General features: G+C 67.5%; 27 protein-coding genes. 16 read left to right on the plus strand and 11 right to left on the minus strand.

What is annotated here, in order from left to right:
• A complete protein-coding gene (locus tag ACI8U3_RS09350; RefSeq protein ID WP_415014604.1) occupies positions 1-996 on the plus strand; it encodes an RcnB family protein in 996 nt (331 codons plus the stop codon).
• Between the two features lie 106 nt (positions 997-1102).
• Here the strand turns inward: ACI8U3_RS09350 and gatB are convergent, their stop codons facing one another.
• The 4 genes from gatB to gatC form a co-directional block, all read right to left on the minus strand.
• Positions 1103-2605 carry an Asp-tRNA(Asn)/Glu-tRNA(Gln) amidotransferase subunit GatB gene (gene gatB, locus ACI8U3_RS09355; RefSeq protein ID WP_415014605.1) on the minus strand — a complete coding sequence of 501 codons (1503 nt, stop codon included), beginning with the start codon at positions 2603-2605 and terminating at the stop codon, positions 1103-1105.
• Between the two features lie 45 nt (positions 2606-2650).
• A complete protein-coding gene (locus ACI8U3_RS09360) occupies positions 2651-3037 on the minus strand; it encodes an endonuclease domain-containing protein (RefSeq protein ID WP_415014606.1) in 387 nt (128 codons plus the stop codon).
• A 72-nt stretch (positions 3038-3109) separates the two neighbouring features.
• The gene (gene gatA / locus ACI8U3_RS09365; RefSeq protein WP_415014607.1) at positions 3110-4588 is read right to left on the minus strand and encodes an Asp-tRNA(Asn)/Glu-tRNA(Gln) amidotransferase subunit GatA; all 1479 of its coding nucleotides are present in this window, start codon (positions 4586-4588) and stop codon (positions 3110-3112) included.
• A gap of 3 nt (positions 4589-4591) precedes the next feature.
• Complete coding sequence (gene gatC / locus ACI8U3_RS09370) at positions 4592-4879, minus strand: Asp-tRNA(Asn)/Glu-tRNA(Gln) amidotransferase subunit GatC (RefSeq protein WP_415014608.1); 288 nt, start codon at positions 4877-4879, stop codon at positions 4592-4594.
• 163 nt (positions 4880-5042) lie between these two features.
• Here gatC and ACI8U3_RS09375 point away from each other — a divergent pair, with 163 nt between their 5' ends.
• Positions 5043-5345, plus strand: a complete 303-nt coding sequence (locus ACI8U3_RS09375; protein WP_415014609.1) for a helix-turn-helix domain-containing protein — start codon at positions 5043-5045, stop codon at positions 5343-5345.
• A 9-nt stretch (positions 5346-5354) separates the two neighbouring features.
• On the opposite strand, the gene ACI8U3_RS09380 is transcribed toward ACI8U3_RS09375, so the two are convergent.
• Positions 5355-5891, minus strand: a complete 537-nt coding sequence (locus tag ACI8U3_RS09380) for a hypothetical protein (RefSeq protein ID WP_415014610.1) — start codon at positions 5889-5891, stop codon at positions 5355-5357.
• A 73-nt stretch (positions 5892-5964) separates the two neighbouring features.
• On the opposite strand from ACI8U3_RS09380, the gene ruvX reads away from it, so the two are divergent.
• The 6 genes from ruvX to dprA are packed head-to-tail and all read left to right on the plus strand — an operon-like array spanning position 5965 to position 11395.
• Positions 5965-6432: a Holliday junction resolvase RuvX gene (ruvX, locus tag ACI8U3_RS09385; protein ID WP_415014611.1), complete on the plus strand. Its 468-nt coding sequence runs from the start codon at positions 5965-5967 to the stop codon at positions 6430-6432.
• A complete protein-coding gene (locus ACI8U3_RS09390; RefSeq protein WP_415014612.1) occupies positions 6429-7349 on the plus strand; it encodes an AEC family transporter in 921 nt (306 codons plus the stop codon). Before ruvX ends, ACI8U3_RS09390 begins: the two co-directional genes overlap by 4 nt.
• Before the next feature lie 55 nt (positions 7350-7404).
• Positions 7405-8379 (plus strand): aspartate carbamoyltransferase catalytic subunit, encoded by a 975-nt coding sequence (locus ACI8U3_RS09395; protein ID WP_415014613.1) that lies wholly within the window; start codon positions 7405-7407, stop codon positions 8377-8379.
• Positions 8376-9662: a dihydroorotase gene (pyrC, locus tag ACI8U3_RS09400; RefSeq protein WP_415014614.1), complete on the plus strand. Its 1287-nt coding sequence runs from the start codon at positions 8376-8378 to the stop codon at positions 9660-9662. Before ACI8U3_RS09395 ends, pyrC begins: the two co-directional genes overlap by 4 nt.
• 12 nt (positions 9663-9674) lie before the next feature.
• Entirely contained in the window at positions 9675-10313 is a 639-nt protein-coding gene (gene plsY / locus ACI8U3_RS09405; protein ID WP_415014615.1) for a glycerol-3-phosphate 1-O-acyltransferase PlsY, read from the plus strand.
• The gene (gene dprA / locus ACI8U3_RS09410) at positions 10310-11395 is read left to right on the plus strand and encodes a DNA-processing protein DprA (RefSeq protein WP_415014616.1); all 1086 of its coding nucleotides are present in this window, start codon (positions 10310-10312) and stop codon (positions 11393-11395) included. The genes plsY and dprA overlap by 4 nt, the downstream gene beginning before the upstream one ends.
• Before the next feature lies 1 nt (position 11396).
• Here the strand turns inward: dprA and ACI8U3_RS09415 are convergent, their stop codons facing one another.
• The gene (locus ACI8U3_RS09415) at positions 11397-11603 is read right to left on the minus strand and encodes a hypothetical protein (protein ID WP_415014617.1); all 207 of its coding nucleotides are present in this window, start codon (positions 11601-11603) and stop codon (positions 11397-11399) included.
• 166 nt (positions 11604-11769) lie between these two features.
• On the opposite strand from ACI8U3_RS09415, the gene topA reads away from it, so the two are divergent.
• From topA to ACI8U3_RS09435, 4 genes are read left to right on the plus strand one after another with little or no spacing between them, the layout of a single operon-like run.
• A complete protein-coding gene (gene topA, locus ACI8U3_RS09420) occupies positions 11770-14385 on the plus strand; it encodes a type I DNA topoisomerase (protein WP_415014618.1) in 2616 nt (871 codons plus the stop codon).
• 45 nt (positions 14386-14430) lie between these two features.
• Positions 14431-16650, plus strand: coding sequence for an RNA degradosome polyphosphate kinase (locus ACI8U3_RS09425; RefSeq protein ID WP_415014619.1), 2220 nt, complete (start codon positions 14431-14433; stop codon positions 16648-16650).
• Positions 16631-18154 (plus strand): Ppx/GppA family phosphatase, encoded by a 1524-nt coding sequence (locus ACI8U3_RS09430; protein WP_415014620.1) that lies wholly within the window; start codon positions 16631-16633, stop codon positions 18152-18154. The genes ACI8U3_RS09425 and ACI8U3_RS09430 overlap by 20 nt, the downstream gene beginning before the upstream one ends.
• 13 nt (positions 18155-18167) lie before the next feature.
• The gene (locus ACI8U3_RS09435; RefSeq protein WP_415014621.1) at positions 18168-18530 is read left to right on the plus strand and encodes a VOC family protein; all 363 of its coding nucleotides are present in this window, start codon (positions 18168-18170) and stop codon (positions 18528-18530) included.
• Positions 18531-18536: 6 nt separating this feature from the next.
• Here the strand turns inward: ACI8U3_RS09435 and rnd are convergent, their stop codons facing one another.
• Positions 18537-19688 (minus strand): ribonuclease D, encoded by a 1152-nt coding sequence (gene rnd, locus ACI8U3_RS09440; protein ID WP_415014622.1) that lies wholly within the window; start codon positions 19686-19688, stop codon positions 18537-18539.
• Between the two features lie 81 nt (positions 19689-19769).
• Here rnd and purM point away from each other — a divergent pair, with 81 nt between their 5' ends.
• Both purM and purN read left to right on the plus strand, forming a co-directional pair.
• On the plus strand, positions 19770-20807 hold the full coding sequence (gene purM, locus ACI8U3_RS09445) for a phosphoribosylformylglycinamidine cyclo-ligase (RefSeq protein WP_415014623.1): 1038 nt from the start codon (positions 19770-19772) through the stop codon (positions 20805-20807).
• A gap of 7 nt (positions 20808-20814) precedes the next feature.
• The gene (gene purN, locus ACI8U3_RS09450) at positions 20815-21447 is read left to right on the plus strand and encodes a phosphoribosylglycinamide formyltransferase (protein WP_415014624.1); all 633 of its coding nucleotides are present in this window, start codon (positions 20815-20817) and stop codon (positions 21445-21447) included.
• Between the two features lie 38 nt (positions 21448-21485).
• Here the strand turns inward: purN and ACI8U3_RS09455 are convergent, their stop codons facing one another.
• Complete coding sequence (locus tag ACI8U3_RS09455; RefSeq protein WP_415014678.1) at positions 21486-21683, minus strand: glycine zipper 2TM domain-containing protein; 198 nt, start codon at positions 21681-21683, stop codon at positions 21486-21488.
• Positions 21684-21752: 69 nt separating this feature from the next.
• The gene (ndk, locus tag ACI8U3_RS09460; protein ID WP_415014625.1) at positions 21753-22172 is read right to left on the minus strand and encodes a nucleoside-diphosphate kinase; all 420 of its coding nucleotides are present in this window, start codon (positions 22170-22172) and stop codon (positions 21753-21755) included.
• 155 nt (positions 22173-22327) lie between these two features.
• Between ndk and ACI8U3_RS09465 the strand changes: the two genes are divergently transcribed.
• Both ACI8U3_RS09465 and ACI8U3_RS09470 read left to right on the plus strand, forming a co-directional pair.
• Positions 22328-24226 carry an ABC-F family ATP-binding cassette domain-containing protein gene (locus ACI8U3_RS09465; RefSeq protein WP_415014626.1) on the plus strand — a complete coding sequence of 633 codons (1899 nt, stop codon included), beginning with the start codon at positions 22328-22330 and terminating at the stop codon, positions 24224-24226.
• Complete coding sequence (locus ACI8U3_RS09470) at positions 24223-24474, plus strand: DUF2164 family protein (protein ID WP_415014627.1); 252 nt, start codon at positions 24223-24225, stop codon at positions 24472-24474. Before ACI8U3_RS09465 ends, ACI8U3_RS09470 begins: the two co-directional genes overlap by 4 nt.
• Here ACI8U3_RS09470 and ACI8U3_RS09475 read toward each other — a convergent pair.
• Together ACI8U3_RS09475 and ACI8U3_RS09480 are read right to left on the minus strand one after the other, a co-directional pair.
• Entirely contained in the window at positions 24471-24779 is a 309-nt protein-coding gene (locus tag ACI8U3_RS09475) for a hemolysin (protein WP_415014628.1), read from the minus strand. The two genes, ACI8U3_RS09470 and ACI8U3_RS09475, sit on opposite strands and share 4 nt — an antisense overlap.
• The gene (locus ACI8U3_RS09480) at positions 24770-25072 is read right to left on the minus strand and encodes a hemolysin (protein WP_415014629.1); all 303 of its coding nucleotides are present in this window, start codon (positions 25070-25072) and stop codon (positions 24770-24772) included. The genes ACI8U3_RS09475 and ACI8U3_RS09480 overlap by 10 nt, the downstream gene beginning before the upstream one ends.
• Between the last annotated feature and the right edge of the window lie 2 nt (positions 25073-25074).

The raw sequence follows: 25074 nt of genomic DNA on the forward strand, positions 1-25074 counted from the left end.
ATGAAACGCTCCATCATCGTGGCCACGGCGATCGCGTCGCTCGTCGTGCCGATCCTGGCCCCGGCGGGTCAGGCCCTGGCGCAAGAGCGCCCGAACCGGCAGGCGGAAATGAGCAGGGAACAGGCGCGTCGTCCTGACCCCTCCGGCTCGATGCGGCCCGCGCCCCAGAGACGCGAAGCACGTCAGGAGCGCCGCCAGGAGCGACGACAGGAGCGGCGCGAACGTCGGGACGATCGACGGGCGGAACGCCCCAACCGGCCGACGCCCGACACACGCCCGGACCGCCCCAACCGTCCGGCTCCCGACACACGCCCGAACCGCCCCAATCGACCGACCCCTGACAGGCGGACGGATCGTCCCAACCGACCGTCGCCCGATACGCGAGCGGATCGCCGGGAGGATCGCCAGGATCGCCGCACGGACCGGCGCGAAGACCGACGCGACCGCAGGGAGGATCGACGGGAGGACCGGCGCGACTGGACGCCGGACCGTCGCCAGGATTGGCGCGACCGTCGCGATGACCGGCGAGACGACCGGCGCGAAGACCGCCGCGACAGGCGTGAAGATCGCCGGGATTGGCGCGAGGACCGTCGTGATGACCGGCGCGAAGCCCGCCGGGATCGCCGCGAATATCGCGAGTTCCGCCAGCGTTGGAACCGCGACCACTGGCGCCGGGACTGGAACCGTCGTTATCGCGCCGACTGGTGGCGGAGCAACAGCTGGTTCCGGGGCTATTCAGGCCTGCGGGTGGGGTTCTACTACGCCCCCAGCTACGGCTACTATCAGGTCCCCCGCCAGTACTGGGGCCGCCGCTGGTCCGAGGGCGACTATCTGCCCAGCGTGTTCTGGCGCTATCAGGTGAACGACTACCGGTTCTATGGCCTGGGTTATCCGCCGGCCGGAACCATGTGGGTGCACGTGGACAACCACATCTATCTGATCGACCAGACCGACGGCTACATCATCGAGGTGATCTACGACGCCTGGAACTGGTAGATCCGTTCAGACGAAAAAAGGCCCCGGCGGAGCGATCCGCCGGGGCCTTTTCACATCTGCGCTCAAGCAGCGAGGCGCCGCGCGCCGAGTGATAGCGCGCTAAAAATCAAACCCCCAGCTTGGCCTTCAGGATCTCGTTGACCGCCGCCGGGTTGGCCTTGCCGCCGGTAGCCTTCATGACCTGGCCGACGAACCAGCCCAGGGCCTGGGGCTTGTCCTTCACCGCTTCGGCCTTGTCGGGATTGGCGGCGATGATCTCGTCGATGGCTTTCTCAATGGCGCCGGTGTCGGTGACCTGCTTCAGGCCATGCTTGTCCACCACTTCGGACGGCGAGCCCTCGCCGTTCCAGACGTGGTCGAAGACCTCCTTGGCGATCTTTGACGAGATGGTCCCGTTTTCGATCAACTCCACCAGCTCGGCCACATGGGCGGCCGGGACCGGGCTCTGGTCGAAGTCCAGATGGTCGGCGGCCAGCCGGGCGGACAGCTCGTTGGTCACCCAGTTGGCGACCAGCTTGGCGTCGCGCCCCTTCGCCGCCGCCTCGAAATAGTCCGCCTTGGCCTGTTCCGAGATCAGCACCACGGCGTCGTACTGCGACAGGCCGTACTGGCTCATCAGCCGCTTGCGCTTCTCGTCGGGCAGTTCCGGCAGGGACGCCTTGATCTCGTCGATCCAGGCCTGCTCGATCTCAAGCGGCAGCAGATCCGGGTCGGGGAAGTAGCGGTAATCGTGCGCCTCTTCCTTGGAGCGCATGGACCGCGTCTCGCCCTTCACCGGGTCGAACAGACGGGTTTCCTGAACGATGGATCCGCCGTCCTCGAGGATCTCGATCTGGCGGCGCGCCTCGTACTGGATGGCCTGGGAGATGAAGCGGAACGAGTTGACGTTCTTGATCTCGCAGCGGGTGCCCAGGTGGCTGAAATCGCCCGTAGCCTTGAACTTTTCATAGTTCCCGGCGCGACAGACCGAGACGTTCACGTCGGCCCGCAGGTTGCCCTTCTCCATGTCCCCGTCGCAGGTGCCCAGATAGATCAGGATGGTCCGGATCTTCTTGACGTAGGCCACCGCCTCCTCAGGGCTGCGCAGGTCCGGGCGGGAGACGATCTCCATCAGGGCCGTGCCCGAGCGGTTCAGGTCCACATAGGATTCCGTCGGCGACAGGTCGTGGATCAGCTTGCCGGCGTCCTGCTCCAGGTGCAGGCGCTCGATACCCACATTGAAGAAACCGCCGTCCTCGGCCTCAACCTCCACCACGCCCTCGCCCACGATGGGGTGATACAGCTGGCTGATCTGATAGCCGGTGGGCAGGTCGGGATAGAAATAGTTCTTCCGGTCGAACTGGCTGAAGGTGTTGATCCGGGCATTGAGCCCCAGCCCCGTGCGCACCGCCTGCTCCACGCAGAACTTGTTCAGGGTCGGCAGCATGCCGGGGAAGCCGGCGTCCACCAGCGACACCTGCTCGTTCGGCCCCGCCCCGAAGCCCACGGCCGCGCCGGAAAACAGCTTGGCCTTCGACGCCACCTGGGCGTGGATCTCCAGCCCCATGACGATTTCCCAAGGGCCGGTGCGACCCTCAATCAGCTTCGAGTTCGGTTTGGTGTCGGTCATGGACATAGCTCTACCCCTCTCCCGTCGGGAGAGGGAGGGGCCCGATCAACGAAGTTGAGCGGGAGGGTGAGGGGTTACGGCGCCGGCCAGCCTGGCCTGAGCCCGGACCGCGTCCATAACCCTGGAAAGCGAGGCCGTCACCTCGTCGTTGCGAAAGCGGATGACCGACCAACCGAGGGCTTCGATTTCCGCCTGCCGGTGATGGTCATACAGCATCTGGTCATCGTCATCATGGACCTCGCCGTCCAACTCGATCACGAGCCGCAGATCCTCACAGGCGAAGTCCGCGAAGTAGCGACCAATGGGCTGCTGGCGACGAAACTTCAGGCCATCGAGGCGGCGGCTCCGCAGCGCGGTCCACAGTATCGCTTCGGCGCGGGTCTCGCGCTGACGAAGGGTGCGGGCGCGTTCGGTGCGGGCTTCGCTATCCACGAGCGTAACCCCTCACCCTCCCGCCCGCTGCGCGGTCGGGCCCCTCCCTCTCCCGATGGGAGAGGGTTGAGATCACCACCACTTGTCCGGCCGCGCCACAAACCCGGCGGCCTGTTCCAGAGTGTCGGCCACCTGAAACACCGTCGCCTCGTCCAGCGCCTTGCCTATGACCTGGAGGCCCAGCGGCAGGCCGCCCTTGTCCAGGCCGGCGGGGACCGAGATGCCCGGCAGGCCGGCCAGATTGGCGGTCACCGTGAACACGTCGTTCAGGTACATGGTCACCGGGTCGATCTGCTTGTCGCCGATGGCGAAGGCGGCCGAGGGCGTGGACGGCGTCAGGATGGCGTCGACCTTGCCCCAGACATCGTCGAAGTCCTGGGCGATGCGGCGGCGCACCTTCAGGGCCCGGACGTAATAGGCGTCATAGAATCCGGCCGACAGCACATAGGCGCCAATGGTCAGGCGGCGCTGAACTTCCTTGCCGAAGCCCTCGGCGCGGCTCGTCTCGTACAGGTCCGTCAGGGATTTGGCCTCGGTCGCCCGGTGGCCGAAGCGCATGCCGTCATAGCGGGCCAGGTTCGAAGACGCCTCGGCCGGGGCGATGATGTAATAGGCTGGCAGGGCGTATTTGGTGTGCGGCAGGCTGATCTCGACCATCTCGGCGCCGGCGTCCTTCAGCCAGGCCTTGCCCTTCTCCCACAGCTCCAGCTGTTCGGCGGGCATGCCGTCGACTACGTATTCCTTCGGAATTCCGATGCGCAGGCCCTTCACGCCCTTGCCGAGGTTGGCGGTCCAGTCCGGCGTCTCCACGTCCAGGCTCGTGGAATCCTTCGTGTCGAACGAGCACATGGACCGCAGCAGGATGGCCGCATCCTCCACCGTCTTCGTGATCGGCCCGGCCTGATCCAGCGACGAGGCGAAGGCCACCATGCCGAAGCGGCTGGCGCGGCCATAGGTGGGCTTGATGCCCACCGTGCCGGTGAAGGCCGCGGGCTGGCGGATCGAGCCGCCAGTGTCCGACGCCGTGGCCGCCAGACACAGATCAGCCGCCACCGCCGAGGCCGAGCCGCCCGAAGACCCGCCCGGCGTCAGTTCCGCATTGGAGCCGCTGGATTTCCAGGGGTTCACCACCGGACCGAAGGCGCTGGTCTCATTGGACGAGCCCATGGCGAACTCGTCCATGTTCAGCTTGCCCAGCATCACCGCCCCGTCCCGCCACAGATTGGCGGTGACGGTGGACTCATACGGCGGCACGAAGCCCTTGAGCATGTTGGAGCCGGCCGTGGTCTGGACCCCGTCGGTGCAGAACAGGTCCTTGATCCCCAGCGGCGCGCCTTCCAGCGCACTGCCCTCGCCCTTGGCCAGCTTCGCGTCGGACGCCCGCGCCATCTCCAGCGCCTTGTCGCCCGTGATCTGGACATAGGCGTTCAGGGCCGGGTTGGCGGCCTCGATGGTCTTGAGGAAGGCGCCGGTAATCTCCTCGGAGGAGAAGTCGCGGGCCTTAAGGCCGTCCACCGCGGCCTTGAGGGTCAGTTTGGTCAGGTCGGTCATGGCTTACTCGACCACCTTGGGCACGACAAAGAAGCCGTCGGCGGATTTGGGGGCGTTGGACAGCACCATATCCACCTTGCCGCCGTCGGTGACCACGTCCTCGCGCAAGCGCAGGGGCTGGTGCACGTTGGAGGTCATGGGCTCCACGCCGTCCACATCCACCTCGTTCAACTGCTCGATCCAACCGAGGATGCCGTTCAGCTCCTGGGCCAGCGGCTCAAGCCGATCTTCCGGCGTCTTGATGCGGGCGAGGTGGGCGACGCGCCTCACCGTCGCGGCGTCGATGGCCATGCGGCCCTCCAAATCACGAGAAAAGTGAATGTCACGTCGGGATTAGCCGCCCCTTCGCGGTTGCACAAGCGGCGCGCGTCCAGCCGTTCAGGTCATCGCGACGGCTGTATTCCCGAGCGGGCCGGACTAGGCTGCGCCAACGCCTGACCATGAGGAAACCGCCATGCCCATCACCGGCCCCCAGGCCCTCGCCGCCCGCGTCCTTGTGGAATGGCCCCGCGATCACGTGGCCCGGCTGTCCGGCGTAGACTTAAACACTCTGGCGGCCTTCGAGCGCGGCAAGATCGACCCCGGCGACACGACGCGCACGGCGATAAAGGCTGCGCTGGAAAGCGGCGGCGCGGTCTTCATTCCCGAGGATAGCCGACAGGGCGCCGGCGTGCGGCTGAAGTTCACGAAGAAGGACGCCAAACAGATCAACCGTCTGGAAAGCGAGGGCGGTCCCGTCGGCGACGACGACGTCTGACGGAACCGGTCAGCGCGCCGGCGTGACGGTCACACGGTCGGACTCGCCGTCCTCGCCCATGCGGAACTCCACGATCAGGCGGCGGTCTTCGGTGACGATGTCGTCCTCTTCACCCATGCGGCTTTCACGGGCGTCCAGCACCACGCGGCGGCGGCCCTCCTCGGACACAGTCCATTCCTCGAAGTCGCCGATCCGGTAAACGCGCCAGCCCTCGGCCGGGCCCGCGAACAGGCCCAGATAGGTGACCAGACCGTTGATGGCCGGATCGCCGCCGGACACCGCGAACAGCTTGGCGTTCTGGTTTTCCATGGGATGAATCTGCATGACCGAGGCGGCCCACTGCAGGTCTTCGTCTTCGGCGATCTCGATGGTCTCCGGCTCGCCGGCCGGCTCAGCCCGCGTGTCCGCCGGCTCGGGCGTGGGCACGGTTGAGGCGGTCGCCGGTTCGCGCGCGCGGTCCACCGCGTGTTCTTCCTCGGGCAAGGCGTCACAGGCCGAAATCATCAGGCCCAGGGCCGCCGCAATCGCCAGATTTCTGCTCATCATCAGTCCCTCCGTCAGCCAGTGGAAATCAGTTTCGCCTTTGACACGGCCTTACGCCAGTCCTACCGCCCGTTTCGTGCCTGTTTTTGACCTTTCCGACCTGCCCGCCGCCTGCCCGCCCGACACTCCGTGGCTGGGGCTGGACTTGGGCGAGAAGACCATCGGCGTGGCCGCGTCCGACGCCACCCGCATGATCGCCAGCCCGCTGGAGCTGATCCGCAAGACGAAGTTCACCGCCGACGCGGCGCATCTGTTCAAGATCATGGACCACCGCAAGGTGTCCGCCCTGATCATCGGCCTGCCGGTGAACATGGACGGGACCGAGGGGCCGCGCGTCCAGTCGGTCCGCGCCTTCGCCCGTAATCTGGAGCGCATCCGGCCGGTCAATGTGGCCTTCTGGGACGAGCGGCTGTCCACCTCGGCGGTGGAGCGGTTCCTGATCGAGGATCTGGACCTGAACCGGAAACGGCGCGCCGGGGTGATCGACCGCACGGCCGCCGCTTGGATCCTGCAAGGGGCGCTGGACCGGCTGAGGCCCGCATGAACGCCTTGCTGTCCGGCTTCCTGCCGGTCTTCTCGCTGATCGCCCTGGGGTGGGGCCTGAAGGTGGCCCGCTTCCTGCCCGAGGACGGCTGGCGGCCGGTGGAGCGGCTGACCTATTTCGTCTTCTATCCGGCCTTTCTGATCCCCGGCATCTGGAACGCAGACTTCACTGGCGGCGGCGCGGGGGTGGTGGCGCTGGCGACCCTGGCCGGCGCCATGCTGATGGCCCTGATCACCTTCCTGGCCAAGCCGCTGATCAGGGTGTCCGACGCCGCCTACACCAGCGTGTTCCAGGGCGTGATCCGCTGGAACGGTTTCGTCTTCCTGCCGGTGGCCGCGTCCATCTTCGGTCAGGAGTCCGTCGGGCTGGCGGCCGTGGCGCTGGGGGCGCTGATCCCGTCCATCAACATCGTCTGCGTGCTGGTGCTGGCCAAGTGGGGCGTGGGTCAGGGCGGCGGCTGGCGCATGGTGGGACGCTCGCTGTGGGTCAATCCGATCATCTGGTCCTGCGTCATCGGCACGGCCCTGAACCTGACCGGCCTGCGTCTGCCGGACATCCTTATGACGCCCTTCGACATGCTGGGCGGCGCGGCCATCGTGCTGGGGCTGATGGTGGCCGGCGCGGGGCTAAGCTTCCGCGATGCGGCGGGACGGCCGGTGGTGGTGGGACTGGTGACGGCGGCCAAGCTGCTGGTCCTGCCCCTGATCATGGCCGGTTTCGCCATCCTGCTGGGCGCTGACCGCACGGCGCTGGGCATCGTGTTGCTGGCCGGATCGGCGCCGGGCGCTGCGGCCTCATACGTGCTGGCGCGCCAGATGGGCGGCGACGCGCCCCTGATGGCGGCGGTGGTGGCCTTCACCACCCTGGGCGCCCTGTTCACCATGCCGCTGATGCTGTTCCTGTTCGGATTCCTGTGACCTGCGCGTCGCAGCGCTGGCGTTCGGCGGGACTCAGCCCTATAGCGAGGCCTCGATGACCCAGGCTGTCACCGATCTTGTCCGTTCACGGCTGACGCCGTTTCCCCGGGCCCACTTCAATTCCGCCGGCGATCTGAATCCCGTGACGCTGACCGCGCTGCTGGATCTGGCCGACGCCTGCGTGGATGTGAACCGTCAGGGGGCCAAGGCGCTGGACCTGATGCGCGGGCGCACGGTGGTCAATCTGTTCTTCGAGAACTCCACCCGCACCTCGGCCTCGTTCGAGATCGCGGCCCGGCGGCTGGGCGCCGACGTGGTCAGCATGAACCCGCGCACCTCGTCGGTGGCCAAGGGCGAGACCCTGATCGACACGGCCATGACCCTGAACGCCATGAAGCCGGACATTCTGGTGGTGCGCCACTCGGCGTCGGGCGCGGCGGAACTGCTGTCCCAGAAGGTGGGCTGCGCCGTGGTCAACGCGGGCGACGGCCGTCACGAGCATCCGACCCAGGCCCTGCTGGACATGCTTTCCCTGCGCCGGGCCTTCGGCGAGGTGGGCGGGCTGACGGTGGCCATCTGCGGCGACGTGGCCCACAGCCGTGTGGCGCGCTCCAATGTGGCCTTGCTGTCCATGATGGGGGTGCGAGTGCGCCTGATCGGCCCGCCGACGCTGGTGCCCGGCGACGCCGACCGCTGGGGCTGCGAGGTGTTTCACGACATGCGTGAGGGGCTGAAGGGCTGCGACGTGGTCATGATGCTGCGCCTGCAGCTGGAGCGCATGGACGGCGCCCTGGCCCCCTCGACCCGCGAATACTACCGCTTCTGGGGGCTGGACGCCGAGAAGCTGGCCTGGGCCGCGCCCGGCGCCAAGGTCATGCACCCCGGCCCCATGAACCGGGGCGTCGAGATAGACTCCGGCGTGGCCGACGACCCGGCCGTCTCCCTGATCCAGGATCAGGTGGAGATGGGCGTGGCTGTCCGCATGGCGGTGCTGGCCTCGCTGTCCGCACGGCAGGAGGCGGAGCGATGAGCGGCCTCGCTATCATCAACGCCCGGCTAGTCGACCCGGCGGGCGACTATGACGGCCCCGGCGCGGTGCTGATCCAGGACGGCCGCATCGTCGAGGTCATCCACGGCGCCGCCACCCGGACGCCGGAGGGGGTCGAGGTCATCGACGCGGGCGGCATGGTTCTGGCCCCCGGCCTGATCGACATTCGGGTCAAGACCGGCGAGCCGGGCGCAGAGCCAAAGGAGACGCTGAAGTCGGCCAGCCTGTCGGCGGCGGCGGGCGGCGTGACCACCATCGTCATTCAGCCGGACACCGATCCGGCGGTGGACGACCCGGCCATGATCGACTTCATCCAGCGGCGGGGCGCGGCCCTCAACCTGGTCAATGTGCGCGCGGCCGGCGCCGCCACGCGCGGGCTGGACGGCGAGCGCATGGCCGAGATCGGCCTGATGGCCGAAGCCGGCGCCCTGTATTTCACCGACGGCGACCGGGTCATCGCCAACAGCCGCACCCTGCAGCGGGTGATGAGCTACGCCTCGGCCTTCAACGCCCTGATCGCGCACCGCCCGGCGGACCCATGGCTGTCGGAAGGCGCCTGCGCCACGTCGGGCGAGTTAGCCACGCGGCTTGGCCTGTCGGGCGCGCCCGCCATCGCCGAACGCATCCAGTTGGAGCGCGACCTGGCCCTGGTCGAACAGACCGGCGCCCGGTTCCTGGCCGACCAGATCTCCACCGAGGCGGCGCTGGATTGCCTCGCCCGCGCCCGCGCCCGGGGACTGGAAGTCGCCGCCAGCGTGTCGATCAATCACCTGTGCTTCAACGAGGTGGACATCGGCGACTACCGCACCTTCTACCGGCTGGACCCGCCCCTGCGGGCGGAAAGCGACCGGCAGGCCATGATCGAGGCGGTGCGCGAGGGGCTGATCGACGTCATCACCTCGGCCCACACGCCCGCCCCGGCCGAGGACAAGCGGCGTCCGTTCAGCGAAGCGGCGCCCGGCGCCGTGGGGCTTGAGACCCTGCTGCCCGCCGCGCTCAGCCTGCACCACGAGGCGGGGCTGGACCTGATCGACATCCTGCGGCCCCTGACCAGCGGCCCGGCCGCCCTGCTGGGGCTGGACGCGGGCGGGCTGGAGGCGGACGCCCCGGCTGATCTGGTGCTGTTCGACCCCGGCGCGCCGGTGGTGGTCGACGCCGACAAGCTCCGCTCCAAGTCCAAAAATTCGCCGTTCGACGGGCGCGTCTTGCAGGGCAAGGTCTTGCTCACCGTCGTCGGCGGGCGCATCGTGCACGACGCACGTTAAAGGGGCATTCGGGTGCAGGATCTGGTCGGACCGGCGATGCTGACGCTGGGGCTCACGGCCCTTGGCGGATATCTGCTGGGCTCCATTCCGTTTGGTGTGATCATCACCCGTGCGGCGGGCGCCGGAGACGTGCGCAATATCGGCTCGGGCAACATTGGCGCGACCAATGTGCTGCGCACCGGCCGCAAGGATCTGGCCTTGGCCACCCTGCTGCTGGACGCGGGCAAGGGCGCGGCAGCGCTGCTGATCGCGCGCTGGCTGTTCGACAATGATGTGGCGGCGGTCATCGCGGGCGGCGCGGCGTTTCTGGGCCACCTGTTCCCCATCTGGCTCGGCTTCAAGGGCGGAAAGGGCGTCGCCACCTTCTTCGGCCTGATCATCGCCGCCGCCTGGCCGCTGGGGCTGATGGCGGGTGCCACCTGGCTGATCGTGGCCTTCGCCCTGAGATATTCGTCACTGGCGGCCCTGATCGCCTCGGCCGCCACGCCGCTCTATGCCCTGTTGCCACTCGCGCTTTTGGGTCTGCCGGCCCCGGCGCCTGTGCTGTTCCTGAGCGTGTTCACCGCCGTGCTGATCTGGATCCGGCACCACGAGAACATCGGCCGCCTGCTGAAGGGGACGGAGTCCCGCATCGGGTCGAAGTCCAAGTGATCCCGGCGGCGGACGAGGCCGAACGCTTCGCCCGCCTGCGTCTGGCCCGCGCCGACCGCGTCGGCCCGGTCGCCTTCTCCCAGTTGATGCAGCGATACGGCACGGCCCGCGAGGCGCTGGAGGCCCTGCCGGATCTGGCGCGGCGCGGCGGCGGCGGACACGTCTTGCCCGACGAGGGCGTCATCCACGCCGAACTTGAAGCGGGCGAAGCGGCAGGCGCGCGACTGCTCCTGCTCGGTGATCCGGACTATCCGCCGCAACTGGCCGCGCTGGATCCGCCGCCGCCGTTGCTGTGGACGCGGGGGGACCCCGCCCTGCTCAACCGCGACAGCCTGGCCATCGTCGGTGCGCGCATCGCCTCGGCGGGCGGTCAACGGATCGCGCGCGGACTGGCGGCCGGTCTGGGACAGGCAGGGTTCGTCGTCGCGTCCGGCATGGCGCGGGGCATCGACGGCGCCGCGCACGAAGGCGCCCTACCCACCGGAACCATCGCCGTTCTGGGCGGCGGGGTGGACGACATCTATCCGGCGGAGCACGCCAGCCTCTATGAGCGCCTGATCGATCAGGGCTGCGTCGTCTCGGAAAGCCCCATGGGCGCCCGAGCGCAGGCCCGCGATTTTCCTCGCCGCAACCGCATTATTTCCGGTCTGGCCAAGGGCGTGATCGTGGTGGAAGCCGAACTGCGGTCCGGCTCGCTGATCACCGCACGGCTGGCGGGCGAACAGGGCCGCGACGTGTTCGCCGTCCCCGGCTCGCCGCTCGATCCCCGTTCAAAGGGCCCGAACGAACTGCTGCGCCAGGGCGCCATTCTGTGCGAGGGCGTCGAGGACGTGCTGAACGCGCTCGGCGGACTGCGGACCCTGTTCGAACCCGAGGTTCCCGCCTGGGAGCCGGGCGCCGTGGACGCGGATCTGGACCTGATCGAGCGCCTGGCCGCCCTGCTCTCGCCCGTTCCGGCGCCTCGGGATGAACTGGCCCGGGCCGCCGGGGCCTCCATCGGCGAGGCGAATGCGGCGCTGCTGGAACTAAGTCTTGCTGGACGGGCCGCCCTGCTTCCCGGCGGCATGGTCGCCTCAGGGTGATCTATTTTCCAGGAACGCGGCTGGCTGCTTCCGCCGCCGCATCCAGCAATTCGCCAAGATGCTCGTCGCCGTCCCAACGGGCCATCTGGGCCAGTTCGGCGGCCATCGCCCCCACATACTCCCGGACCGGAAAGTCAGCGGTGCTGCGGTCGTGTCGCCTTGGATTCGCGCGTTCGCCGACTCCGACTTGCCCCTGATGGTTTTGCATCGGCCCCTCCCATGACACTCGTTTAAGTAGTCAAAATTAGGATAATGCACCATTAACGCGATTGACAACGATTTGTTCTGGGCCCGGCGGCCGCTGCGGCTTGGCGATTGACACCGGACCCGGACCCCACCACGTTCGCGCTCCCCTCCTCCCAGACTGCGACTTCATGAACCTCGTCATCGTCGAAAGCCCGGCCAAGGCCAAAACCATCAACAAATACCTGGGGCCGGACTTCCATGTGCTGGCCTCCTACGGCCATGTGCGCGACCTGCCGTCCAAGGACGGATCGGTGAAGCCGGACGAGGACTTCGCCATGTCGTGGGAGGTGGACGCCAAGGCGTCCAAGCGTCTGAGCGAGATCGCCGAGGCCGCCAAGTCCTCCGACCGCATCATCCTGGCCACCGACCCCGACCGCGAGGGCGAGGCCATCAGCTGGCACGTGCTGGAGATCCTTCAGAAGAAGAAGGCCGTGAAGGACGCCGTCGTCCAGCGCGTCACCTTCAACGCCATCACCAAGTCCGCAGTGCTCGAGGCCATGGCCCAGCCGCGCGACATCGACATGGAGCTGGTCGAGGCCTATCTGGCCCGCCGCGCCCTGGACTATCTGGTGGGCTTCACCCTGTCGCCGGTTCTATGGCGCAAGCTGCCGGGCGCGCGCTCGGCCGGCCGGGTGCAGTCCGTGGCGCTGCGCATCGTCGTGGACCGCGAGATGGAGATCGAGCGGTTCAAGGCGCAGGAATACTGGTCAGTCGAGGCGGATCTGGTCGCCGACAGCCCGCCGTTCACCGCCCGTCTGGTGAAGCATGCCGGAAAGCGGGTGCAGCGTCTGGACATCACCGACGAGGCCACGGCCCAGGCCGCCCGCGCCGCCATCGAAACCGGCGCCTTCACTATCAGCTCGATCGAGAAGAAGCCGGTCAAGCGCAACCCGTCGCCGCCGTTCACCACCTCGACCCTGCAACAGGAAGCCTCGCGCAAGCTGGGCTTCACCGCCCAGCGCACCATGCAGGCGGCCCAGAAGCTGTACGAAGGCGTGGACGATCAGGGCGGCCTGATCACCTATATGCGGACCGACGGCGTCTATGTGACCCCCGAGGGCATCGCCCAGGCGCGCGAGGTCATCGGCGAACGCTTCGGCCCCGCCTATGTCCCGTCCGAGCCGCGCTACTACAAGACCAAGGCCAAGAACGCCCAGGAAGCGCACGAGGCCATTCGCCCCACCAACATCGCCCGCGCGCCGGAGACCCTGCGTCTGGATGGCGATCTGCAGCGGCTGTACGAACTGATCTGGAAGCGCATGGTCGCCAGCCAGATGGAGCAGGCGCGGCTGGACCGCACCACGGTGGATATCGAGACGCCCGACGGCCTGACCGGCCTGCGCGCCACCGGTCAGGTGGTGGCCTTCGACGGCTTCATCGCCGTCTATGAGGAAGGCCGCGACGAGCGGGTCAAGGGCGCCGAGGACGAGGACGACGACGGCGGTCGCCTGCCCGCGCTGAAGGAAGGCGCCGCGGCCAAACCCGAAGCCATCCGCACGGAACAGCATTTCACCGAGCCGCCGCCGCGCTATTCCGAGGCCACCCTGGTCAAGAAGCTGGAGGAGCTGGGCATCGGGCGCCCGTCCACCTACGCCTCGATCCTGACCACCCTGCGCGACCGCGAATATGTCCGCATGGACAAGAACCGGTTCTATCCCGAGGACAAGGGACGGCTGGTCACAGCGTTCCTTGAGCAGTTCTTCGCACGCTGGGTGGAGTACGACTTCACCGCCGCGCTGGAGACCCAGCTGGACGAGGTGTCCGCCGGTGAACTGAACTGGAAGCTGCTGCTGCGCCGGTTCTGGGATGACTTCCACGCCGCCACCCAGGCGGCCGGTGAACTGCGCACCACCGCCATTCTGGATCATCTGAACGACGCCCTGGGGCCGCACATCTTCCCGGACAAGGGCGACGGGACCGACCCGCGCGCCTGCCCGTCCTGCGCCGACGGCCGCCTGAGCCTGAAGACCAGCCGGTTCGGCGCCTTCATCGGCTGCTCGAACTATCCGGATTGCCGCTACACCCGCCCCGTCGCCTCCCCCGACGCGGGCGAGAACGGCGAGGCCGGCGGCGACCGCGAACTGGGTCTCGATCCCGAGACCGGCCAGCCGGTGCACCTGAAGATCGGGCGCTTCGGTCCCTATGTGGAGACCACGCCGCCGGAGGCCGAGAAGCCCAAGCGCTCGTCCCTGCCCAAGGGATGGTCGCCCGCCTCCGTCGATCTGGAGAAGGCCTTGCGCCTGCTGCGCCTGCCGCGCGAGGTCGGGGCGCACCCGGAAGACGGCAAGCTGATCACGGCTGGTCTGGGCCGCTACGGGCCCTTCGTGGCGCACGACGGCACCTATGCGAACCTGTCGGACATTGAGGAGGTGTTCGACGTGGGTCTAAACCGCGCCGTCGCCCTTTTGGCCGAGAAGCGCGCCAGCCGGGGCGCAGGACGCGGCGGGGCCATGGCGCCGCTGAAGGATCTGGGCGCGCACCCTGAGACGGGCGATCCAATCCATGTCATGGCGGGCCGCTACGGCCCCTATGTGAAGTCGGGCAAGATCAATGCGACCCTGCCCAAGGGAACCGCGCCCGAGGACCTGACGCTGGAGGCCGCCCTGCCTCTGCTGGCCGCCAAGGCGGCAAGCGCGCCGGCCAAGAAGAAGGCGGCCCCTAAAAAGACTGCGGCGAAGAAGGCTCCGGCCAAGAAAACGGCGGCTAAAAAGCCCGCGGCGAAGAAGAAGGCCGGCGGCGACTGACGCTTCGCCTTGCAGCCGTCACACCGACTTGCCACAACCAGCGGCATGAGTGACGCCTCTCCCATCGCCGACCGCACCACCGGCCAGGAGGTCCCCTCCTCCCACGCTCGCCCGCTTGAGCTGGATGAGGCGCTGCTGGCTTCGCCCGAGCGGTTCTTCAACCGCGAACTGTCATGGCTGGCATTCAACGCCCGGGTTCTGGAGGAAGCGGCAAACCCCGCTCACCCCCTGCTGGAGCGGGTGCGGTTCCTGTCCATCTCGGCCAACAACCTGGACGAGTTCTACATGGTCCGGGTGGCGGGTCTGAAGGGTCAGGTGCGGCAGCGACTGCGCGTGGTCTCCGCCGACGGCCTGACCCCTGCCGAGACGCTGGAGCGCATCAACACCGCCGCCGGAGCCCTGATGGCCGAACAGCAGGCCCAGTGGCGCGCGCTGTGGCGGGAGTTGAAAGACGCCGGCATCGAGCTGGTCGATCCGTCGAAGATCACCAAGACCGAACGCGAGCGGCTGGAGCCCGAGTTCCTGAACCAGTTGTTCGCAGTCCTGACGCCCTTGGCCATCGACCCGGCGCATCCCTTCCCCTTCCTGCCCAACCTGGGATTCTCGTTGGCGCTAAAGCTGCGTCGGGAACGGGACAACCGCATCCTCTACGCCCTCGTCCCGGTGCCGACGCAGGTGCGGCGGTTCTGGGAACTGGCCACCGACGGACGGTCAGTGAAAGGGCGGCGGCGCTTCGTGACGCTGGAAGCGCTGCTTCTGCTGTTCATCGATCACCTGTTCCCTGGCTGCGAAGTCCTTGAAAAAGGCGTGCTGCGCCTCATCCGCGACTCCGACATCGAGATCGAGGAAGAGGCCGAGGATCTGGTGCTGGAATTCGAGGAGGCGCTGAAGCAGCGCCGTCTGGGCTCGGTGGTGCGGGTCAAGATCGAGGCGTCCATGCCGGAGGACCTCAAGAACTTCATCATCCGCGAACTGGACGCCGCGCCGCAGGACGTGGTGATGGTGGACGGCATGCTGGGTCTGGCCCAGCTGTCGGAACTGATCCCCAGCGACCGGCCCGAGCTGAAATTCCCGCCGTTCGAGCCGCGCTATCCCGAGCGGGTCCGGGATCAGGGCGGCGACGTTTTCGCGGCCATCCGCGAAAAGGACATCCTGATCCACCACCCCTTCGAGAGCTTCGATGTGGTGGTCCAGTTCCTGCGTCAGGCCGCCCGCGACCCCAACGTCATCGCCATCAAGCAGACCCTGTACCGCACCTCCAAGGACAGCCCCATCGTGGCGGCCCTGATCGAGGCGGCGGAGAACGGCAAGAACGTCACCGCCCTGGTGGAGATCAAGGCGCGCTTCGATGAGGAAGCCAACCTTCGCTGGGCTCGCGCCATGGAACGGGCGGGCGTCCACGTGGTCTTCGGCTTCGTGGAGTACAAGACCCACGCCAAGCTGAGCGTGGTGGTGCGGCGCGAGGCCGACGGGCTGAAGACCTACGTCCATGCGGGCACGGGCAATTATCACCCGGTGACGGCCAAGGTTTACACGGACCTGTCCCTGTTCTCGACCGACCCGGGCATCGGGCGCGATGCGGTCAAGGTATTCAACTACATCACCGGCTATGCCCAGCCCGGCGAGATGGAGCGCCTGATCGTCTCGCCGCTGCGGATGAAGCCGTCGCTGATCCGCATGATCGAGCAGGAGGTCGAGGCAGCCGGCGCCGGCAAACCCGCCGCCATCTGGGTCAAGATGAACTCGCTGGTCGATCCCCAGATCATCGACGCTCTCTATCGCGCCAGCCAGGCCGGGGTCAGCATCGACATGGTCATCCGGGGCATCTGCTGCCTGCGCCCCGGCGTGCCGGGCCTGTCGGAGAACATCCGGGTCAAGTCGATCATCGGCCGGTTCCTGGAACACAGCCGCATCGTGGCCTTCGCCAACGGCCACGCCCTGCCCAGCGACAAGGCCCGGGTCTATATCTCGTCGGCCGATTGGATGACCCGCAATCTGGATCGCCGGGTCGAGGTGATGGCCCCCGTGACCAACGCAACGGTGCACGATCAGGTGCTGGACCAGATCATGGTCGCCAATCTGAAGGACGACGCCCAGAGCTGGGTGCTGGACGCCGATGGGAACTATCACCGGGTGAAACCCGCTGACCCGGAACGGCCCTTCTCGGCCCACGACTATTTCATCAAGAATCCCAGCCTGTCGGGCCGGGGACGCAAGGTGAAGGTGCTGCCCAAGGTGATCACGTTTGACCGTCCCTATCGATAGGCCCCCGCCGGGCAAGGTGGACGGGCGCGACGGCCGCGACGACGTGGCCGTCATCGACGTGGGCTCCAACTCGGTGCGCCTGGTCATGTACCGGCTGGAGGGCCGGGCAATCTGGACGGTCTATAACGAGAAGGTTCTGGCGGGCCTCGGCCGCGACATCGCCGCCACCGGCCGCCTGTCGCCGGAAGGCGTCAAGATGGCCCTGCCCGCGCTGCGCCGCTTCGCGGCGATCGTGGAGGGCGTTCGTCCCGCCGCCGTCCTCACCGCCGCCACCGCCGCCGTCCGCGACGCCGAGGACGGCGAGGAGTTCCGCCAGCGGGTGGCTGCCGAAACCAGCCTGCAGGTACGCGTGCTGACGGGCGAGGAGGAAGCCCGCTACGCCGCCCTCGGCGTTCTGGCGGGCGCGCCTGATTCCGAAGGGATCGCCGCGGACCTTGGCGGAGCAAGCCTTGAGCTGTGCCGGGTGGGTGACGGCAAGGTCGAAGGCGGCGTCACATTGCCCCTGGGCCCGTTCTCGCTGTCCACGCCCGACGGCTTTGACGCCGATCACGCCCGGGCCCTGATCGCCGAGCGCCTGAAGCCCATGGCGAAGGAGTATTCCGGCGCCGTGCTGCATGCGGTTGGCGGCGGCTGGCGCAGCCTGGCCCAGATCCACATGGCCATGGTCGATCACCCCCTGCGGATCGTTCATCAGTACGCCATGACCGCCCAGCAGGCCCGCGACACCGCGCATCTGGTGGCGCACCAGTCGCCGGCCTCGCTGGCGCGCACGCCGGGCGTGTCCAAGCGGCGGGTGGAAACCCTGCCCTACGCCGCTCTGGTGCTGGAGGGCCTGCTGGAACATTGCGGTTTCGAGCGGGTCGAGTTCTCCGCCTGGGGCCTGCGCGAAGGCCTGTTGTTCGAAAGCCTGGCGCCGTCGCTGGTGTCGGCGGATCCCCTGCTGGCCAGTTGCGAGGCCATCGGCCTGCGTCAAGGGGTGTCCCCGGGCCTGCCTGGCGCTCTGGAGGGCTGGCTGACAGGCGTCATGGCCGCCCTGCCCGCCGCCTTCGGAGAGGAGCGCGACGGCGTAATCACCGCCGCGGCCTGTCGGCTGGCCGACGTGGGCGCCCGACTGCATCCCGACCACAGGGTCGAGCTGGCGTTCGATCAGGTGCTGCGGGCGCCGGCGCCGGGCCAGACCCACGCGGAGCGAGCCTTCCTGGCCTGCGCCATCAACGCCCGATACGGCGGCTCGAACGAGACCCCGGCGCCGCATGTCATGGATCGTCTGCTGAATGACGACCAGCGCCTGCGGGCCCGCGCGCTCGGCCTGGCGATGCGGCTGGGCAGCGACATGTCGGTGCGATCACCCCAGATTCTGGCCAGTACAGTCGTCAGCCTGAAGGGCGGCGTCTTGAAATTGAAAGCATCAACCGATCACGCCGACGCCCTGCTGGGTGAGCAGACAAGAAGGCGCGCCAAGGCGCTGGCTGAATTGCTGAACGCGACGCTCGAAATCGGCTGACGAAGGAAAGATCATGGCGGTGACGGGCATAGGCGGCGTGTTCTTCCGGTCGAAGGATCCGAAGGCGCTGGCCGACTGGTATGTGAAACATCTGGGCGTGGGCCCGACCGCAGACAATCCGTGGATCTGGCCGCAACAGGCCGGACCGACGGTGTTCGCGCCCTTCAAGGCCGACAGCGACTATTTCCCCGCCGACCGCCAGTGGATGATCAATTTCCGGGTCGACGACCTGGACGGCCTGATCGCCTCGCTGAAGTCGGCCGGCATCGAGGTGCTGACGAAGGCGGAGTGGGACGCGCCGGAGGTGGGGCGATTCGCCCGCATCCACGATCCGGAAGGCAATCCGATCGAGCTGTGGGAGCCGGCGGCCGAATAGAGGGTGTCAGCCCTCGATCTCGACCACCTCGACCTTGGCGCCGTTCAGCACCAGGGCGATCTCGCCGCGCTTGAGCTTGAGCGCGTCCTCGCCGAACAACTGGCGCCGCCAGCCCTTCAGCGCATCCACGTCGGCGTCGTCGCTGAGCGCGATCTTCTCCAGATCCGAGACGTTGGCCAGCAGCTTGGTGGCCACATTGGCCTGTTCCGACTTGGCCTTGAGCAGCACCTTCAGCAGTTCCACCACCGAAGCCGGGGCCGGTTCGCGGCCGGCGGGCTTCTGGATGTCGGGCGCGTGCTCCTCAGGGTTCTTCAAAACCTCCCGCAGCACTTCGATCAGGTCCTGACCCAGCCGCGACCCGCCGAATCCCTTGGGCGGCGCTCGCAGGCGGTTGAAGGCGTCCGCATCGGTCGGCGCCTGGGTGGCGATCTCGTCGATGGCGTCGTCCTTGAGGATGCGACCGCGCGGCTGGTCCCGTTCCTGCGCCGCGCGCTCGCGCCAGGCGGCGGTCGCCTGGAACGCCGCGAGGTATTTGGCGGAGAAGCGCTTTGGCTTCAGTCGTTTCCACGCATTATCCGGATTGGTGTCGTAAAGCGCCGGATCGGTCAGCGCCTCCATTTCCTGCGACACCCAGTCCAGCCGGCCCTCACGCGCCAGACGGTCGCGCAGACGCGGATAAAGCGCCGCCAGATGGGTCACGTCGCCCAGCGCATAGGTCAGCTGCGAGTCCGACAGCGGACGGCGCGCCCAGTCGGTGAAGCGGCTGCCCTTGTCCACGTCCTTCTTGAGCATCTGCCGGACCAGCGAATCATAAGCCACCTGATCGCCGAAGCCCGCCGCCATGCCCGCCACCTGGGTGTCGAACAGCGGCCTGGGCATGGCGCCCAGCTTGTTGAAGATTTCCACGTCCTGCCGCGCCGCGTGGAAAACCTTGATGATCTTCGGGTCGCGCAGCAGGTCCAGGAACGGCGTCAGGTCCAGACCCTCCGCCATCGGATCGATGATGCCGGCCACGGTGGGCGTCGCCGCCTGGATCAGGCAGAGCCTGGGCCAATAGGTCGTTTCCCGCATGAACTCGGTGTCGACCGTGATGAATTCGGAACCGGACAGCTGGTCGCAGAACTCGGCCAGCGCCTCATTTGTGGTGATTGGCGTCATGGGGATGCTATAGCCCGGCGCTAGCCGGTCGTGGCAAGAGCGCGACCCACATTCCGACACGAATTCGAAGGCCCGCGTGACATGAGCGCATCGAACGACACCCGCCCCAACGGCCTGACCTATGCGGAGGCGGGGGTGGACATCGACGCGGGCGAGCGTCTGGTCCAGGCCATCAAGCCGCTGGCCAAATCCACGGCGCGGCCGGGCGCGGAGCCCTCGCTGGGCGGCTTCGGGGCGCTGTTCGACCTGAAGGCGGCCGGATTCGTTGATCCGTTGATCGTTTCGACCACGGACGGAGTCGGGACCAAGCTGAAAATCGCCATCGAAACCGGGCTGCACGGCGGCGTGGGCGTCGATCTGGTGGCCATGTGCGTCAACGACCTGTTGGCCCAGGGCGCGGAGCCACTGCTGTTCCTGGACTATTTCGCCACCGGCAAGCTGGACGTGGACGCCGCGACCCAGGTGGTGGCGGGCATAGCCGAGGGCTGTCGTCAGGCCGGATGCGCCCTCGTGGGCGGCGAGACGGCCGAGATGCCAGGCATGTACGGCGACGGCGACTATGATCTGGCGGGATTCTCCATGGGCGCGGTGGAGCGGGGACAGGTGCTGCCGCGGCTTGATCTACAGAACACCGGCGATGTGATCATCGCCCTAGGCTCGTCCGGTCCGCACTCCAACGGCTATTCGCTGGTCCGCAAGGTGGTGGAGAAGTCGGGTCTGAAGTGGAGCGACGACGCCCCCTTCTCGCCAGGCCATACCCTGGCCGAGGCCCTGATGGCGCCCACGCGCATCTATGTGAAGTCCATCGTGCCGCTGATGAAGGCCGGGCTGATCAAGGGCGGCGCCCACATCACCGGCGGCGGGCTGATCGAGAACCCGCCCCGCTGCATCGCCGAAGGTCTGAAGGCCGCGTTCGACTGGGACGCCTGGCCCCTGCCCCACGTGTTCCAGTGGCTGGCCGAGACCGGCGGCATCAGCGACCACGAGATGCGCCGCACCTTCAACTGCGGCGTGGGCTTCATCCTGATCGTCAGCCCCGAAAACGCCGAGCCCGTTCTCGCGTCGCTGCTGAACGCAGGCGAGACCGCTTTCATCTGCGGCCAGCTGGAAGCGGCCTGACCCTGGCATGTCCGGCGGTGACCATGTTCATCCGGCTGCCACGCGGCAGGGCAAGGCGCGGGTCGGCATCCTGATTTCGGGCGCCGGCTCCAACATGGCTGCGATCATCGAGGCGGCAAAGGCGACGGACTATCCGGCTGATGTCGCCTTGGTCATCTCCAACAATCCGGAAGCGCCCGGTCTGGCGCTGGCCCGGGCGGCGGCTGTCGAGGCGCTGGCCATCGACCACCGGCCGTTCGGCAAGGACCGCCACGCCCACGAGCTGGCCATCGACTCGGCCCTGCGCACGCACGGCGTCGAGGTGGTGGTTCTGGCCGGTTATATGCGCATCCTGACCGCCCATCTGGTTCGCGCCTGGGAAGGGCGGATGCTGAACATCCACCCCAGCCTGCTTCCAAAATACCCCGGCCTGGACACCCATGCCCGAGCCATCGCGGCAGGGGATGCGGAAGCGGGCTGCACCGTGCATCTGGTGACCGAGGGCGTGGATGAAGGTCCGGTTCTGGGTCAGGCCCGCGTCCCGGTGGAAGCCGGGGACACGCCGGAAACCCTGTCGGCGCGGGTCCGCGTTGCGGAGCATCGCCTTTATCCCGAAGCCCTGGCCGCCTTCATCCGGCAAAGAAAAACGGCGCCGGTCTGAAACCGGCGCCGCTTCCCTTCTGAAGGTTTGTCCGACGCTTAGTCGGGACGGGCCGCGCCCGCCGCACCGCCGATGACGGCGCCGGCCACGGTGGCCTCAGTATCGCCGCCGATGGCCTGACCAGCCGCAGCGCCCGCGATGGCGCCGGTAGCGGCGCGCTGTTCCATCGTCGCGCCGCAGGCGGCCAGAAGCGCCACGGCGCCCGCGACGGGGATGAACTTGATGATCGTCTTCATGGCGTAGTCCTCCGTGAGAGAGGCCACAAAAACGATCCTCCGCCGCGACGGTTCCTCGAAAACCGGCGATCAGCCGACGATGTCGGCGTCCGTGAAGAACTGCGCGATCTCGAGCTTGGCGTTCTCCTGGCTGTCCGAACCGTGCACAGAGTTCTCGCCGACGCTCTCGGCGTACAGGGCGCGGATGGTGCCGGGCGCGGCGTCCTTGGGGTTGGTGGCGCCCATGATTTCGCGGTAGCGGGCCACGGCGTTCTCGCCTTCCAGAACCTGCACCACCACCGGGGCGGAGGTCATGAATTCCACCAGTTCGCCGTAGAACGGCCGCTCGGCGTGGACTTCATAGAATTTCTTGGCTTGGTCTTCGGTCATCTGGATGCGGCGCTGGGCGACGATGCGCAGGCCGGCGTCCTCGATCACGGCGTTGACCTTGCCGGTCAGATTGCGGCGGGTGGCGTCCGGCTTGATGATCGAGAAGGTGCGTTCGGTCATGGGAGTGACTTCTTGGGTTTGGTGGTTTGAGGGTCGCGGGCTTATAGACGCGCCGCCGCCGGTTTCCAACTGGCGCGTTTTTCCATTTTTCTGCCCTGACGCTCGGCGCGCTGCGCCTCGCTGCTTGAGGGCGTTTCGCGTGACTGACCCAGCCAATGCTCCAGATCAACGACCTGACCTTCAACGCCTGGGGCCGTTCCTTTCTGGAGCACGCCTCGGTCAGCCTGCCGCCCGGCGCCAAGGTGGGGCTGGTGGGCCGCAACGGCATCGGAAAATCGACCCTGTTCAAGCTGATCCTGGGTGAGCTGGCGGGCAACGGCGACGAAATCACCCTGCCGAAACAGGCCCGCATCGGTTCGGTGGATCAGGAGCATCCGGCCACGCCTGTCAGCGTGCTGGAAACCATCCTGGAAGCCGACACCGAGCGCCACGACCTGATGACGCGCCTCGAAACCGCCGATCCGGAGGAGATGGGCGAAATCTGGGCCCGTCTTATCGACATCGACGCCGAGAGCGCGCCGGCGCGGGCGTCGGAAATCCTGGTCGGCCTCGGGTTCAGCCAGGACGACATCCAGCGCCCCATGTCCCACTTCTCGGGCGGCTGGCGCATGCGCGTGGCCCTGGCCGCGGCCCTGTTCGCCGAGCCGGACATGCTGCTGCTGGACGAACCCACCAACTATCTGGATCTGGAAGGCGCCCTGTGGCTTGAGGCGCGGCTGAAGAAATACCCGGCCACCGCCCTCATCATCTCCCACGACCGCGAGATGCTGAACGAGGTCTGCACCCACATCCTGCACCTGTCGAACCGCAAGCTGGAGCTGTACACCGGCAACTACGACACCTTCGAAAAGACCCGCGCCGAGAAGCTGCGCCTGATGGAGGCCAACAAGGCCAAGCAGGATACGGAGCGCGCCCACCTGCAGAAGTTCATCGACCGCTTCAAGGCCAAGGCCTCCAAGGCCACCCAGGCCCAGTCCCGGGTCAAGAAGCTGGAGAAGATGCAGCGCATCGATCTTCCGCCCGAAGAGCGCGTGGCCCCCTTCACCCTGGTGTCTCCCGACCGCCCCCTCCCCCCGCCCCTGATCCGGTTGGAGAAGGCCAATGTGGGCTATGAGCCGGGCAAGCCGGTGCTGCGAAACCTGAACCTGCGCATGGATCTGGACGATCGCATTGGTCTGCTGGGCGTCAACGGCGCGGGCAAATCCACCTTCGCCAAGCTGATCGCCAAGGCCCTGAAAATTGAGACCGGCGAGTTTCACCGCGACGGCAAGATGCGTGTGGGCTGGTTCCACCAGCACCAGATCGAGGCCATGGACCCCGACGACACCCCGCTGGAGATCATCCGGCGCGAGATGCCCGACGCGTCGGAATCCAGCCGCCGTTCGCGACTGGCTCAGTTCGGCCTGCCGTTCGAGAAACAGGAAACCAAGGTGGCCGCTCTTTCCGGCGGCGAGCGGGCGCGCCTGCTGCTGAATCTGGTGGCCATGGATGCGCCGCACATCCTGATCCTGGACGAACCAACCAACCACCTGGACATCGACAGCCGCCGCGCCTTGCTGGACGCCTTGAACGAATACACCGGCGCCGTGATCCTGATCACCCACGACCGCTCGCTGATGGAGCTGGTCGCCGACCGTCTCTGGCTGGCCGCAGACGGTACGGTGAAGCCCTTCGAGGGCGACATGGACGACTACGCCGCCTTCGTGCTGGAGCGAGCGAAACAGGGCGCCAAACCGGCCCAGAAGCGCGATGAACCCGAGCCTGAGCCTACCCCTCAAGCAGCGAGCGCTCCCGGCGCGAGTGGCAAGGGCCAGAAAAAGGGCGGCCCCTCCCCTTCCACCCTGCGTCACGCGGCGAAGAAGGCCGAGGAGCGTATGGCCGCCCTGACCGAGCAACTGGCGCGCATCGACGACGATCTGGCCAATGCGGCGGTCAGCGAGCCGGCCCGGCTGGAGGGCCTGACCCGCGCCCGCGCCAAAGCTCAGTCCGATCTGGACGCCGCCGAGGCCGAATGGCTGCGGACCGAAGAAGCGCTGGTTGAGGCGTCGGCATGAAACCCGTGGAGCTTTCGCGAGAAGCGCGAGCGGCCGCGACCGCCCGTCTGAGGACCTGGCTCAGCGATGAGCTGGACCAGGACATCGGCGGACTCCAGGCCGAAACCCTGCTGGATGCGCTGTCGGCGGAGATCGGCCCGCTCTTCTACAATCGGGGTGTGGCTGACGCTCGCGCCGTCGTCGCAGCGCGGGCGGAAGACCTGGACGAAGCCTTGTACGGTCTCGAGCGTGAGACTGGCCTGCGTTAGCCGCAGCTGACCCGTTCGATGATCCCTGTCTCCTGATCGAAGAAGAGGTTCAGGCGGTTCTCCTGATAGTCCTGGGTCACCGCACAGGTGGTGCAGGCGATACGAACATTGGAGTTCTGCGGGAAGGTCACCGCCCCGACGTGCGATCCGATCAGCGAGCGCGCGTCTTCGGCGTCACAGCGCCACGCGGGCGGGTCGCCCTCCGGCGCCGAGACGGGAGCCTCAGGCGCCGTGGCCGGTTGCTGGGCGCAGGCCGTCATGACAGCCAGGGCGCCGCCGATGATCGCCGAGCGGATCAGCCGCATTTCACATCCTCCACCACGCCCGTGTCCTGATCAAAGAGAATGTTCAGGCGGTCGGGTCGGTGATCCATGGTGACGGGGCAGCGGGTGCAGGTCACACGCCAGGTCGCGCCGGCGGGCGCTTCGGGAATCGCGCTGCGGTTCTGTCCGACCAGGTTCTGATACTCGCTGGCGCGGCACTGGTCCTCGGTCGAGGGCGGCAGGCCCGAACCGCCCTCATGCTCGGGCAGTGCGGAGCAGGCGGCGAATACGGCGGAGCCGGCGACGATCAGCGCGGCGACGAAGGCGGTTCTCATGG

Source organism: Brevundimonas sp. (assembly GCF_047617075.1).
Taxonomy (GTDB): Bacteria; Pseudomonadota; Alphaproteobacteria; order Caulobacterales; family Caulobacteraceae; genus Brevundimonas.